Here is a 13,826-nt window from a genome sequence, read left to right as displayed (position 1 = left end):
AAAAGGAACATACTTTTATAGAAAAAAAAGCTCCTAAATTACTTTAGGAGCTTTTTTTCTATAAATTATAAAAGAGTTTAATCTCTACCACCAAAAACCTGAAGCGCCCAATATAATAATGATGCAATAGCACCAATTGCGGCAACTAAATAGGTTCTTGCTGCCCATTTTAAAGCATCTTCAGAACCTTTATATTCGTCTGGAGTAACCATATTTTTATTTTTTAACCAAGCCAAAGCACGGTTACTAGCATCGTACTCTACAGGTAATGTAATAACACTAAATAATGTTGCAAACGCCATCATTACTAATCCTGCTATAGCAATATATTGTCCAGCAACACCAATTGCATTTGATGCCATTAATGCAATACCACCAAAAACAACCCATTGAGACAAGCTTGATGTTACTTGTACAACAGGTACTAATTTAGAACGCATAGTTAACCACTGGTATGCAGTTGCATGCTGCACTGCATGACCAACCTCATGCGCGGCAACTGCTGCTGCTGCTGCGTTACGTTGGTTATACACAGCTTCACTTAAGTTTACTGTTTTATTTGCTGGGTTATAATGGTCTGTTAAACGACCTGGAGTTGATATTACCTCAACATCTCTAATACCATTATCTGCTAACATTTTTTGAGCTATTTCTGCTCCACTCATGCCATTTCTTAAGTGTACTTTTGAGTATTTCTCAAATTTTCTCTTTAATTGATTACTTACTAACCAGCTTACTATTGAGATGGCCCCAATTAGTATGTAGTAACCCATATATCCTGTTCCTATCATATTGATTTTTAAATTTTAAGTTTCTTGATTATAAATATAACAAAAAGTGAGCCAATGTTGTTAAAAGAAAATGTGTCAGTTATTCTTGACCTCTAACTACAAGCGTTACTTTTTCATTTTCAAAATAAATAATAAGCGTCTCTCTTTTTACGGTTTCAAAATTTGGTGATTTGCCAAGTTTATACTGTAAAATTTCTTTTCCGTTTTTGGTTGTAAAAACAGCATAACCTAATAAGTTAATAATTTCTTGTTTGGTTTTTCCTAAGAGTACTTGGCGCTCAATAATATCATCGGCCATTTTATATCGGGTAGATCTATTTCGCTCCCAATTTTCTTTGGTAAAACGTTCTTCAAATTGATATATTAATGTTGTTGTTAGTACCACAGCGGTAAACAACATAAGCCCAATTCTATCTGTTTTACCAAACTTAAACCTCATTCATTATCCAACTATATTTACAATTTTTCCAGGAACTACAATTACTTTTTTAGGTGTACGACCATCTAATTGTGCAATTGTTTTTTCGTGAGCCATTACTGTTTTTTCAATATCATCTTTACTCATATCCATTGGCAACTCTAAAGTAAAACGCATTTTACCGTTAAAAGAAATTGGATAATTTTTACTACTTTCTACTAAATGGCTAGCTTCAAATTTAGGAAACGTAACAGTAGAAATAGAGCCGCTATTACCAAGCATTTTATACAATTCTTCAGCTATGTGTGGTGCGTAAGGTGATACTAAAACTAATAATGGTTCTAATATTTCTTTACTTGTACATTTTTGAGCTCCAAGCTCGTTTACAGCTATCATAAACGTAGAAACCGATGTATTGAAAGAAAAATTCTCTATATCTTCTTCTACTTTTTTAATGGTTTTATGTAAGGTTTTTAAGTTGTCTTTTGTTGGTTCTGCATTGTTTACTTTTAAACCATTTTCATCGACATAAAGTTTCCATAGTTTTTTTAAGAACCCATGAACTCCTGTAATTCCTGCTGTGTTCCAAGGCTTGTATTGCTCTAAAGGTCCAAGAAACATTTCGTATAGACGTAAACTGTCTGCTCCATAATCTCTTACAATATCGTCTGGATTTACAACATTGTATTTAGATTTGGACATTTTTTCTACTTCACGACCAACTTTAAATGTGCTATCTTCTTCTTTTATGATTTTTGCGTCTAGAAGATCGTTGTTCATATTATCATTTAAAAAATCATCAATCATCAAATTATCAGACGAATCTACATAACCAACAAAAGATCTAGTAAAAGAAAAATGATAAGTTATTATAAGCTCTTCACTCTCAATTTTATCAATTTGCTCTGTAGTAAATTTAAATTCTTTACAGATAAAATCAAATAATTTATTTTTTATTGAAATATCATGAAAACCATCTCCTTTAACATTAGAGCTAGGTGCTTTTTGATTATACCCTAAACTTTCAAAAAATAAATTCTTAGAAATTAATAAATTTGTTTTTTGATAAAACTCTGGAGAACCAGAAATTTTATAACTTTTTTCAGTTTTCCCTTTGAGATTCCTTAAAGAGACTGCTCCAATTTTATAAACAAAAGCACTAGTACCAAGAATCATACCTTGGTTTATTAGCTTTTTAAAAGGTTCTTCAACATTTACAAAGCCACGATCTTTAAGTAATTTTACCCAAAAACGAGAGTATAATAAATGGCCTGTTGCGTGTTCTGCTCCGCCAATGTATAAATCTACATTTTCCCAATATTTTAGTGCGTTTTCACTTGCAAAAACATCGCCTCTATTTGCGGCTTCTTCCATATAACGGAAAAAGTACCACGAGCTTCCTGCCCAACCTGGCATCGTATTGAGTTCTAGTGGGAAAACGGTTTTATTATCTATTTTATCGTTAGAAACTACTTGGTTTGCACTTGTATCCCAAGCCCAAACATCTGCACGACCTAATGGTGGCTCGCCTTCTTCGGTTGGTAAATATTTTTCTACCTCTGGAAGTGTTACTGGCAAATGTGCTTTATCAATCATTTGTGGCATACCATTTACATAATATACTGGAAATGGTTCTCCCCAATAACGTTGTCTTGAGAATACAGCATCACGTAATCTATAGTTAGTTTTGCCTTCGCCTTGTCCTAATTGTTCTAACTCATAAATAGCACGCTTGCTTGCTTTTTTATAATTCATGCCATTTAAAAAATCGCTGTTTGCAATTTTAACACCATCTTTTCCTGCAAAAGCTTCTTGGCTAATATCTACTCCATCAAAAATATTAGGAATATTTATATTAAAATGTTTAGCAAAATCGTAATCTCTTTGGTCTCCACATGGTACTGCCATTACTGCTCCTGTACCGTAACTTGCTAATACGTAATCGCCAATCCAGATTGGAATTGGTTCTTTTGTAAATGGATGCTGAGCATAAGCTCCTGTAAACACTCCAGAAATTGTTTTTACATCTGCCATACGATCACGTTCACTGCGTTTGGCTGTTTTTTCTATGTAGGCTTCTACTTCTGCTTTTTGTTCTGGCGTTGTAATTTGTGATACCAGTTCGTGCTCTGGCGCTAATGTCATGAAACTAACTCCAAAAATAGTATCTGGTCTTGTGGTGAAAACCTCAATTGTTTCTTGGTGCTCTTTTACATTAAATGTTACACTTGCTCCAACAGATTTTCCTATCCAGTTACGTTGTGTTTCTTTTAATGAATCTGTCCAATCTATATCTTCTAAGCCTTGTAAAAGTCTTTCGGCATAGGCAGAAATACGCATACTCCATTGCGTCATTTTTTTACGAACAACTGGATGTCCGCCACGTTCTGAAACGCCGTTTACAATTTCATCGTTAGCTAAAACGGTTCCTAAAACAGGACACCAGTTTACTTCGGTTTCAGCCAAATACGTTAGTCTGTATTTTAATAGTATTTCTTGTTGTTTTTCTGCTGAAAAGCTATTCCATTCTTCGGCTGTAAATTCTTCTACATCATCATCACAAGCAACATTTACATTACTATTTCCTTCTGAAGAAAAAATAGACACCAACTCCTTTATATCCTTGGCTTTATTATCATTATTGCAATAATACGATTCGAATAATTGAATAAATATCCATTGTGTCCATTTATAATATTCTGGATTACTTGTACGCACTTCTCTACTCCAATCGAAACTAAAACCAATTTGGTCTAATTGCCTACGGTAGGTTTTTATATTTGTTTCTGTAGTTACTGCTGGATGCTGCCCAGTTTGAATAGCGTATTGCTCTGCAGGTAAACCAAAGCTATCATAACCTTGAGGATGTAATACATTAAAACCTTTATGGCGTTTGTAACGTGCATAAATATCACTAGCAATATATCCTAAAGGATGCCCAACGTGTAATCCTGCTCCAGATGGATAAGGAAACATATCTAGTACGTAATATTTTGGTTTATCGCTATTGTTTGAGGCTTTAAAAGTTTGATTTTCTGCCCAGTATTTTTGCCAGTCTTGTTCTATTCTATTAAAATCGTATTGCATTGTCTTGATTTTCTGCTTATAAAACGGCAAATTTAAACTTTCTATAATAGTGTTGAAAGTTTAAGCGTTGTTATTGTAATTATAAATTAATTTTTTTTGAAAATAAAAGACTTTTATCTTTTCAAGATAGTTTTCTTTTTCTTTATTATTTTTACCGTTAAATCTAAACTCTATTTATGAGCTCATCTTTTGATAAATTCCAAAAACGTCGTTTAATTTCATCATACTTCTCTGTTGTGTTAAGTATTGGCTTAGTTTTATTTTTACTGGGTTTATTAGGTCTTTTGGTATTAAATGCAAAAAAAGTGGCAGATCATTTTAAAGAGCAAGTTACCGTTACTATATTTTTAAAGGATACAGCAAAAGAGGTTGAAATTAAACAGCTTGAAAAAAGTTTAGCAATGGCAGATTATGTTAAGTCTACTGCTTTTGTTTCTAAAGATCAAGCGGCAGAGTTTATGAAAGAAGAAAGCGGTGAAGATTTTATGGATTTTTTAGGTAGTAACCCGTTAAAAAACTCTATAGATGTAAATTTGAAAGCAGATTTTGTAACCTCGGCAAAATTACAAACAATTGCAGACGAAGCTTTAACAAAAAACTTTGTAGACGAAGTTAGTTATGATAATGACTTAGTTAATTTAATGAACGACAACGTTAAAAAAATTAGTTTTTGGGTATTACTTTTAAGCGCTTTATTTACACTAATTGCTGTTTTATTAATTAATAGCTCTATAAGGTTAGCAGTATACTCTAAACGTTTTACAATTAAAACCATGCAAATGGTTGGTGCTACTAAGCGTTTTATTAGAAAACCTTTTATATGGAGAAGTGTAAAACTTGGTATTGTTGGTGCTGTTTTAGCTTTAATTGGTATGGCCATTGTACTTTATTATGTAGATAAAATGTTTCCTGAATTAACATTATTAAGCAAACCTGTATTTATAATAGCTTTATTTGCAGTCGTTTTTCTATTAGGTATTTTTATTACATGGATTTCTACTTTTTTCGCTACACAGCGTTTTTTAAACTTAAATACAGATAAGTTATATTAATAAGTTTAACAATGTTTAACTTACCTATTAACAATATTTAAACACATATCCGGTTATCTTTACTTAACCAAAATTTATATATCTGACTATACCAATACTTTTTATTCATCATTAAAATTTCAAATTATGAAACGAGTAACATTTGTATTTATAGGTATCGTTGCGATTACTTCAATAGTACTTTTATCACATAAAGAAACAAACGAATTTTCTACCAAATATGTTAAAATAGATAAGGTAGACACTAATAACAATCATTTAAGAGGAATTTACGATTAAAACTAAATTCTTTTTAAATATGAAAAACACTTTAATAGTAATAATTATAATTGCTATTGGTTGGCTTGTTTTTTTAAGTTACCAGTTATTTACAAGCATTAAACAACCAAGAACAAAAGCAAAATTTTGTAGCGTTGAAACTGGAAAAATTACAGACATTCAAAGAGACGTTACAAATAATATTGTTTTAGAAAACAGAAATGGAGATCTATACTATATAAGTAGAGGATTAGAACGCGGACTAAATTTAGATTCATTACGTGTAAAAGTTTTAAATAAAACCGTTACTTTGCACTTACCAAAAGTTCTTGGCGGTTTAGCAACATCTGGGCACATCGTACAAATAACTGTTGGTGACGAAATTATTTTTTCAGAACTTAAGTAATATACCGTGGGAGAACAAAAACGTAAAGATACCGAAGAGCATAAAAGCGAATTTATATTTGGAAAACGCAACTATAAATTTATGTTTATTGGTTTAGCACTTATTGTCATAGGATTTATTTTAATGTCTGGTGGAGGCAGCGACGACCCAAATGTTTTTAATGAAGACATATTTAACTGGAGACGCATTCACTTAGCGCCAACATTAATTCTGGCAGGATTTGGAGTTCAAATTTATGCTATTCTTACACGATCTAAAGACACTAACTAAACATGACGCTATTAAAAAAACAACTCGTTACACTATGTCTTCTTTGTATTAGTGTAGTAAGTTATTCTCAAGATTATAAAAGCGAAATAAAAACTCAATTCAACGATTATTTAGATGCCATTACAAGTATGGATTTTAATAAATCTATGGATTATGTAAGCGAAGACTTGTTTAAAATTATACCAAGAGACCAAATGGTTAGGGTTATGGAACAAACTTTTAATACTCCAGGAATTGAATTTAAATTAGAAGACGCTAAAATACACGAGGTTAACGATGCTGAAAAAATTGAAGGCAAGTTTTATGCTATGCTTCAATATTCTAATGTCATGTTTATGAAAATAAATGCTCAAGATGATGAAAACGAAGATGAAACTGAAGAAGAAAAAGCAGAATCTCAAGAATTACAACTAAGTTTAACTAAAATGGCTTTACAACAAACCTTTGGCGAAAACAATGTAAAGTATGATGAAAAGACACAGTTTTTTGAAATTTATGCCGAAAAACAAGCATATGCTATATCGCCAAACGGCAAAGACAACTGGAATTTTATAGTTGTAGAAAAAAATCAAAAAGCATTTTTAGAAAGACTTTTACCAAAAGTTTTAACCGATAAAATTTAATTTCCATTACTTACGCTATGGACATTATAGACTCAATTATTTTAGGAATTATACAAGGTTTAACAGAATTTTTACCTGTATCCTCTAGTGGCCATCTAGAACTTGGCAAAGCCATTCTTGGCGACAACTCCATACCAGAAGAAAGCCTCTTATTTACAGTAGTACTGCATTTTGCTACAGCATTAAGTACTATTGTAGTTTTTAGAAAAGATATTTTTGAAATTATTAAAGGTTTATTTAAACCTGCCGTTAATAGTGATCATCGTTTTGCTATAAAAATTATAATTTCTATGATACCTGCAGTTATTGTAGGTGTTTTTTTTGAAGAACAATTAGAGCAACTATTTGGTAGTAATATTATGTTAGTAGGTTGTATGTTATTAGTTACCGCGGCACTACTATTTTTAGCAGATAAAGCTAAAAACACACACAAAAAAGTAGGCTTTAAAGATGCTTTAATTATTGGTGTTTCTCAAGCAATAGCTATGCTTCCTGGTATTTCAAGAAGCGGCGCAACAATTTCTACCTCTGTACTATTAGGTAACGATAAAACCAAAGCCGCAAGATTTTCTTTTTTAATGGTTGTTCCTTTAATATTTGGTAAAATTGCTAAAGATGTTTTAAGTGGCGACCTAAATTTTAACAGTCAAAATTCTGTTGCCATTATTGCTGGTTTTATTGCAGCTTTTATATCTGGATTAGTAGCCTGTACCTGGATGATTGCTTTAGTTAAAAAAAGCAAACTTTCTTACTTTGCTTTATACTGTGTAATTGTAGGTATAATTGCCATAATTTTTTCAATTTTAAACTAATTAATTTATGACTCTTGAAGATTACCAAGCAGGACAAGTTTTGCTAATAGACAAGCCGTTAAATTGGACGTCATTTCAAGTTGTAAATAAATTACGTTGGGAGATTAAACAAGCCTTTAAAATAAAAAAAATTAAAGTTGGTCATGCTGGTACTCTAGATCCTTTAGCCACAGGATTACTAGTTATTTGCACAGGAAAAATGACCAAGCAAATAAATACATTTCAAGGTCAAATAAAAGAATACACAGGTACAATTGTTTTAGGTAGTACAACTCCATCTTTTGATTTAGAAACCGAAATAAACAAAACATTTTCTACAAGCCATATCACTAACTATTTAATACACCAAACAACCAAACAGTTTATTGGTGAAATAGACCAATTTCCACCTGTTTTTTCAGCATTAAAAAAAGATGGAAAAAGACTGTATGAATTTGCACGTGCTGGTGAAGATGTTGAAATAAAATCTAGAAAAATTACTATAAACGCTTTCGAGATCACAAATATTAAAGAAAACACTGTAGATTTTAGAGTAGTTTGCAGCAAAGGTACCTACATACGTTCTTTAGCAAACGATTTTGGAAAAGCACTAAATTCTGGTGGACACCTTTCTGTTTTACGCCGAACGAAAATTGGAGATTTTAATGTTGAAAATGCACTTTCTATTGAAAGTTTTATTACTGCATTACCTAAAAAAACGGAATAACTTTTGCAATAACATCTTCAAAAAGCGGTTTATACGTATATATAACATAAGAAACCCAATCTATTATAAATTTAATTTTGAAATTTAAAAACTCACATAAGGCATTAGCCATAACTTTTTTAATTGCAGGAACTTTAGTACTTGGTATATTGAGTTTAGATATGTTTAAATACAATGTACAGGTTTCTGAAACTCTAATAGACATAACACCTGTAGAAGTTGTTGAAACAACAGAAAAGCAAAAACAAAACGAGTTACAAAATAGCAAAAGCACAAATAAAGCTTATAATGAGACAAAAAAATATAAGCATTTTGCTCAAGCTTATAAACCTATAGCTCCACCTGAAGACTTTATAGATCCTCGATTAGAAAATAGAGAACATAATGATTTTAAAATAAATAAAGCTACTAAAACCAAAGCTAAAAACACGGTAAACAAACAAGAATTAACCTCTTTTAATGGTGTAAATTCTATTTTAAAAAAACGTGCTAATGCCTCTGCAAATAGTAGTACTGAAGCCTCTGCTAATAAAAACAGTTCTATACTATATTCTTTAAAAGGTAGAACAGATACTTTTTTACCTGTACCTGTTTATTTATGTGAATCTAGCGGAAAAATAGTAGTAAACATAACAGTTTCTAATACAGGAAAAGTTATTAAAACAGCTATTAATAACGCTTCAAACTCAACTAATTCTTGCCTGCAAGACTATGCCTTAGATTATGCTAAAAATGCGCATTTTAATCCTTCGTCTAAAAAATCTCAAATAGGAACTATTACATTTTATTTTAAAGGCAAATAAGCTTTAATTAACTGGCTTTTAAAATATTAACCAAATCCTTAATTGCTGTTTGACCTTTATCTTTATTATACCAACGTTGTAAATCTTCTTTAAATTCCGGTGTTAAACTACCATGTTTAGCCTTATAATCTGTAACTAATTTTGTTGCTGTACTTGGTCTTGGACCGTAAGAATCTAAAACCTCATTACTATCGTTATCTATAATTATTAATTTAGGTATAGATTTTCCTCCATTGGTTAAAAACCTATTCATCAAGTCGTCGTTTTCATCACGAAGTACAACTTTAAAGTCTATCCCACTATTTAATTCTGCAACCTTATTCATCACGGGCATAACATGAGCTGCATCACCACACCAACTCTCTGTAATTACTAACCAAGTTTGATTAATCTTTAAGTTTGAAACTTCTTGTTTTACAACTTCAGATACTTTTACCGTTTTATCCCAGCGTTTCATTCTTCTATCGTTAAGCATAGTGTAATTTACTAAAGCTTCGGTGATATCGTTTCCTGTATTCAATTTTGTTTCCACTAATTCTTCAACCAAATCTCTATAAGCTTGGTAAGAAATTGCTTTATTTAAACTTTGATCTATAATGCGTTTTAAATCTGTATTTTGTAGTGTTTCCATAGTGTAAAAATACTGTAATTTCTAAGTTTTCTAAATTACAGTTCTTACATTAGTAGTAATTTTTAAAATTCCTTACAAATATGAAAAAACACAAATGTGGCTGGTGTACTGGTGATGAACTTTATGAAAAGTACCACGACACAGAATGGGCTGTACCTGTTCATGATGACAATGTTTTTTTTGAATTTTTAATTTTAGAAACGTTTCAAGCTGGATTAAGTTGGATTACAATTTTGCGAAAACGTGAGAATTTTAAACAAGCTTTCGATAGTTTTAACTACTTAAAAATCGCAAATTATAAACAAGATAAAATTGAAGAGTTATTAAATAACGAAGGTATAATTAGAAATAAATTAAAAGTAAATGCAGCCGTTACAAATGCTCAGGCATTTATTAAAACTCAAGAGGAATTTGGTAGTTTTAGCAATTATATATGGAGTTTTGTAAACCATACACCAATTAAAAACAATGTTAAAAATTATAAAAATGCACCAGCAAACACCAAGCTAAGCGACACTATTAGTAAAGCTTTAAAAAAAAGAGGTTATAAATTTGTTGGCTCAACAGTTGTGTATGCTTTTTTACAAGCCACAGGTTTAGTAAATGACCACGAAGTAAATTGTTTTAGATATGAAGAAGTATAAAATTTTAATAATCCTTTTTATCTGTTTTTTTTCTTGTTGTTATGCTCAAACTAAAAATGAAAAAGAAGAAAAAATAGAACAACAACAGTTTCCTAAAACAGCAACACCATCTTTAAACATAATAAAACAGTTTGAAAAAAAAATAAAACTTTACAAAGAAACAGATAGTAATAAAGTAAGCTATGAAGCAAAATTTAAATATAAAAAACAAAAATACAGCATAGAGTTTTCTAAAGAAGGTACATTAGAAGACATAGAAATTACGGTTAAAAACAAAAAAATTGATAGGCGAATACTTAATAAAATTAATAGGTTTTTAGAGAAAAATTACTCAAAGCATAAACTAAAAAAAACACAAAAGCAGTATGTTTTTAAACACAAACAAAGCCAAGAAGAATTTATAAAAGCCACTTTAAATGGTGATTTTAAACAAAATCCAAACTTAGAAATAATTGCAGAAATAAAAACAGGCAACAACTACCTTTTAAAAGAGTTTTTATTTAATAGTGAAGGCATACATATTTCAACAAAAACAGTATCTACAACTTCTTATGGTCACGTTTTATACTAAGCTAAAAATAGTGCTGTTTATTGCTATGTTTTATAGTTCTAGTCTTATGGCTCAAAATTATTTTTCGGCATTAGGCGAGCATAATTTAAGTATTAATCATAAAGTTTCTGGTATTTACAAATACAACTTTAGTGTTTCTACACGCCATTATATTTATAATAACGAAGCAACTAATGCACATATAAGACAATTAGATTTTAAACATTTTTCAACTTATAGTTTAAGTTTAGATAATAGTATTAGCCTTGGTTTACAGTATAGAAATAGAGATTGGTTTGAACACCCTAATAATGAAATAAGAATCACGCAGCAATTTAATACAATAACAAGACTACGCGCTTTAAGGTTTGGGCATAGATTTAGAGCCGAACAAAGAATAACAAACCCAAAAACAACGCATAGATTTAGATATAGATTTGCTGTAGATTTTCCATTAAATGGTGAACAATTAAATATTGGAGAAGCTTATATTGTTGCTACCAACGAAGCTTTATATAGTGTTGCAAGAGCAACAAAACCAGAGCTGGATTATAGAATTACTACACAACTAGGTTGGCTATACTCTAAAAACTTAAAGTTACAATTTGGATTAGAATATAGATTTGAAGGTTTTAATATTGAAAAAAACCAGAAACTACATGTATTAACCTCTGGAGTTATTAAAATTTAAATAGCTTAAAAATTTAGTTCTAGATATTTCTTTTGCACCTAAACGCTCTAAATGTGCTGTATAAACTTGACAATCTATAAGACTATAATTGGTATTTTGAATAAAAGTTATAAATGCTGCTTTACTAGCATTACTTTTATTTGCAAACATACTTTCTCCACAAAACACACCATTATTTAAATCTACACCATAAAAACCGCCAACAAGCTCATTATTATCCCAAACCTCAACAGATTTTGCATAACCTAATTTGTGTAATTTACAATAAGCATTAATCATACTGTTGGTAATCCAAGTGCCACTTTGCCCAACACGTTTTACCTTAGCACAATTAGTAATCACAGCTTTAAAGTCTTTATTTATAGTAACTTCAAAATTGCAATTTCTTAAAAACTGCCTCATGCTTTTAGACACTTTTAAATCCTCTGGATATAAAACAAATCTTGGGTCTGGCGACCACCATAAAATGACTTCGTCTTCATTAAACCATGGAAAAATGCCGCTTTTGTAAGCTAAAACCAAACGCTCTACAGATAAATCACCACCAATAGCTAATAAACCTTCATGGTCTGCTTCTGTAATTTGAGGAAAATTTATATGTTGATTTAATATATGCATTTGTAAATTTTATTAAAAATATAAAAACGGTAATAACAATTAATGCTATTACCGTTTTTTATAAGTTTCGCATTATGTGCGAATAGATAGAAGCTTACCTTAAAATGGTAAATCGTCGTGATCTTCTTCTTTTAAATTAGTTGCTGGCTCAAAAGCAGCCGCTGGCGGTACTTCTGGAGCTCCTGCTGGTGCATTTGCTTGAACACCTTCTATTCTCCATCCTTGAATAGAGTTAAAATACTTTACTTCTCCTTGAGGATTAGTCCATTCTCTACCACGTAAATTAATGTTTACTTTCACATCTTGACCTACTTGATAGTTGTTTAATAAATCTACTTTATCTTGAACAAACTCTATCATTATGTGTTGTGGATACTGCTCTTCTGTTGTTACAACTAATTCTCTTTTTCTAAATCCGTTGCTTCCAAAAGATTGCGTCTCTCCAATTAATTTTACTTTTCCTTGTACTTCCATTGTCTATATAATTATTAAATATTCGTCTAATTTAAATCGTATTACTACGATAATAATACTTTCCATGCCTTTTCAACATCACCATAACTAAGCAAATTTTGTGCCTTTTTATGCTTTTCTACTTCGGTAAGTGAAGTTATGTCATGTTCTTTTACAAAAGCCTCAATACTTTCTTGAGTTGGCAATGCTTCAACATTTGCTAACAAACCTAAATCGTTACCTGTTAATATTTTACTATTTTTTATAGCTACTGGTAACATATCTACACCAATTCCTAATGTTGTTAAAGGTTTAGGTATTTCAAAAAAACCAGATTTCGCTCTACTATAATAGCTTCCGCCAGCACGAGATACTAAATCTAATTTCTCTTGGTCTATGCTTCCTTTTTCATTTAACACAGCATCATTAATGTGTAGTTTAACAACTTCACAAATAATTAAATTTCCTGCGCCACCTTCGGTTCCTAATTTTACAATCTCGTTTACTTTACACTCAAACTGTACTGGTGACTCTGCAACTCTAAAAGGTTTTACAATATCGCTTTTAACCATGGTTAATCCAGCTTTATCAAACTCGTTTATGCCTTTTCCGTACTCTGTACTACTTAAAGACATTTGCTGCACAATATTATAATTCACAACATTTATAACAACCTCTTTAGTTGCCTCTGCATTTTCTAATGTGTGTTTTGTGGTATTATCTCTTACACGTCGTGCTGGAGAAAATATCATTATTGGCGGATTTGCGCTAAACACATTAAAAAAACTAAATGGCGATAAATTTGCATTACCATTAGCATCTATTGTACTTGCAAAAGCAATTGGCCTTGGTGCTACTGCACTAAGTAAATACCCATGAAGCTTTGCTGTCGTTAAATCTTTAGGTTCAAAAGAAGTCATAGTTACTTTTGTTTGCACAAAGGTACTTAATTAGTAAACGAACTAAAAAAAGATTATCCTGCGATTGTACAATATTATTAACAATACTACATT

At 30.9% G+C, this 13,826-nt stretch carries 18 protein-coding genes; 11 read left to right on the top strand and 7 right to left on the bottom strand.

The genetic code is table 11. The annotated features are described in order from the left end of the window. Positions 1 to 77: 77 nt before the first annotated feature. The 3 genes from LACAL_RS06360 to LACAL_RS06350 all read right to left on the bottom strand — a co-directional run bounded on the left by LACAL_RS06360 (position 78) and on the right by LACAL_RS06350 (position 4,296). Positions 78 to 791 (bottom strand): zinc metallopeptidase, encoded by a 714-nt coding sequence (locus LACAL_RS06360; RefSeq protein ID WP_013869893.1) that lies wholly within the window; start codon positions 789 to 791, stop codon positions 78 to 80. A gap of 79 nt (positions 792 to 870) precedes the next feature. Next, on the bottom strand, positions 871 to 1,230 hold the full coding sequence (locus LACAL_RS06355) for a hypothetical protein (RefSeq protein ID WP_013869892.1): 360 nt from the start codon (positions 1,228 to 1,230) through the stop codon (positions 871 to 873). A gap of 3 nt (positions 1,231 to 1,233) precedes the next feature. Then, positions 1,234 to 4,296 carry a leucine--tRNA ligase gene (locus LACAL_RS06350; protein WP_013869891.1) on the bottom strand — a complete coding sequence of 1,021 codons (3,063 nt, stop codon included), beginning with the start codon at positions 4,294 to 4,296 and terminating at the stop codon, positions 1,234 to 1,236. Positions 4,297 to 4,472: 176 nt separating this feature from the next. On the opposite strand from LACAL_RS06350, the gene LACAL_RS06345 reads away from it, so the two are divergent. From LACAL_RS06345 to LACAL_RS06315, 8 genes are all read left to right on the top strand, one after another. After that, complete coding sequence (locus tag LACAL_RS06345; RefSeq protein WP_013869890.1) at positions 4,473 to 5,348, top strand: ABC transporter permease; 876 nt, start codon at positions 4,473 to 4,475, stop codon at positions 5,346 to 5,348. Positions 5,349 to 5,474: 126 nt separating this feature from the next. After that, entirely contained in the window at positions 5,475 to 5,627 is a 153-nt protein-coding gene (locus LACAL_RS15380) for a hypothetical protein (protein ID WP_013869889.1), read from the top strand. Positions 5,628 to 5,646: 19 nt separating this feature from the next. Further along, positions 5,647 to 6,012 carry a hypothetical protein gene (locus LACAL_RS06340; protein WP_013869888.1) on the top strand — a complete coding sequence of 122 codons (366 nt, stop codon included), beginning with the start codon at positions 5,647 to 5,649 and terminating at the stop codon, positions 6,010 to 6,012. A 6-nt stretch (positions 6,013 to 6,018) separates the two neighbouring features. After that, positions 6,019 to 6,282, top strand: coding sequence for a DUF3098 domain-containing protein (locus LACAL_RS06335; protein WP_013869887.1), 264 nt, complete (start codon positions 6,019 to 6,021; stop codon positions 6,280 to 6,282). A gap of 2 nt (positions 6,283 to 6,284) precedes the next feature. After that, positions 6,285 to 6,905, top strand: a complete 621-nt coding sequence (locus tag LACAL_RS06330; RefSeq protein ID WP_013869886.1) for a hypothetical protein — start codon at positions 6,285 to 6,287, stop codon at positions 6,903 to 6,905. A 17-nt stretch (positions 6,906 to 6,922) separates the two neighbouring features. Next, the gene (locus LACAL_RS06325; protein ID WP_013869885.1) at positions 6,923 to 7,717 is read left to right on the top strand and encodes an undecaprenyl-diphosphate phosphatase; all 795 of its coding nucleotides are present in this window, start codon (positions 6,923 to 6,925) and stop codon (positions 7,715 to 7,717) included. A gap of 7 nt (positions 7,718 to 7,724) precedes the next feature. Continuing rightward, positions 7,725 to 8,423, top strand: coding sequence for a tRNA pseudouridine(55) synthase TruB (truB, locus tag LACAL_RS06320; RefSeq protein ID WP_013869884.1), 699 nt, complete (start codon positions 7,725 to 7,727; stop codon positions 8,421 to 8,423). Between the two features lie 77 nt (positions 8,424 to 8,500). Then, entirely contained in the window at positions 8,501 to 9,226 is a 726-nt protein-coding gene (locus LACAL_RS06315) for a TonB family protein (protein ID WP_013869883.1), read from the top strand. A gap of 7 nt (positions 9,227 to 9,233) precedes the next feature. Here the strand turns inward: LACAL_RS06315 and LACAL_RS06310 are convergent, their stop codons facing one another. Continuing rightward, the gene (locus LACAL_RS06310) at positions 9,234 to 9,857 is read right to left on the bottom strand and encodes a thioredoxin family protein (protein WP_013869882.1); all 624 of its coding nucleotides are present in this window, start codon (positions 9,855 to 9,857) and stop codon (positions 9,234 to 9,236) included. A gap of 80 nt (positions 9,858 to 9,937) precedes the next feature. Between LACAL_RS06310 and LACAL_RS06305 the strand changes: the two genes are divergently transcribed. From LACAL_RS06305 to LACAL_RS06295, 3 genes are read left to right on the top strand one after another with little or no spacing between them, the layout of a single operon-like run. Then, complete coding sequence (locus LACAL_RS06305) at positions 9,938 to 10,501, top strand: DNA-3-methyladenine glycosylase I (RefSeq protein ID WP_013869881.1); 564 nt, start codon at positions 9,938 to 9,940, stop codon at positions 10,499 to 10,501. After that, on the top strand, positions 10,488 to 11,072 hold the full coding sequence (locus tag LACAL_RS06300) for a hypothetical protein (RefSeq protein WP_013869880.1): 585 nt from the start codon (positions 10,488 to 10,490) through the stop codon (positions 11,070 to 11,072). Before LACAL_RS06305 ends, LACAL_RS06300 begins: the two co-directional genes overlap by 14 nt. 46 nt (positions 11,073 to 11,118) lie before the next feature. Then, positions 11,119 to 11,742, top strand: a complete 624-nt coding sequence (locus LACAL_RS06295) for a DUF2490 domain-containing protein (RefSeq protein WP_237701015.1) — start codon at positions 11,119 to 11,121, stop codon at positions 11,740 to 11,742. Here the strand turns inward: LACAL_RS06295 and aat are convergent. The 3 genes from aat to LACAL_RS06280 form a co-directional block, all read right to left on the bottom strand. Next, positions 11,716 to 12,360 carry a leucyl/phenylalanyl-tRNA--protein transferase gene (gene aat / locus LACAL_RS06290; protein ID WP_013869878.1) on the bottom strand — a complete coding sequence of 215 codons (645 nt, stop codon included), beginning with the start codon at positions 12,358 to 12,360 and terminating at the stop codon, positions 11,716 to 11,718. The two genes, LACAL_RS06295 and aat, sit on opposite strands and share 27 nt — an antisense overlap. A 99-nt stretch (positions 12,361 to 12,459) precedes the next feature. Then, positions 12,460 to 12,834 (bottom strand): DUF3127 domain-containing protein, encoded by a 375-nt coding sequence (locus LACAL_RS06285; protein WP_013869877.1) that lies wholly within the window; start codon positions 12,832 to 12,834, stop codon positions 12,460 to 12,462. Positions 12,835 to 12,878: 44 nt separating this feature from the next. Continuing rightward, positions 12,879 to 13,733 (bottom strand): flavin reductase family protein, encoded by an 855-nt coding sequence (locus tag LACAL_RS06280; RefSeq protein WP_013869876.1) that lies wholly within the window; start codon positions 13,731 to 13,733, stop codon positions 12,879 to 12,881. Positions 13,734 to 13,826 lie beyond the last annotated feature (93 nt).

Source organism: Lacinutrix sp. 5H-3-7-4 (assembly GCF_000211855.2).
Classification (GTDB): domain Bacteria; phylum Bacteroidota; class Bacteroidia; order Flavobacteriales; family Flavobacteriaceae; genus Lacinutrix.
Note: the sequence above shows the minus strand (reverse complement) of the source record. Positions and strands in the feature narration are given on the sequence as shown.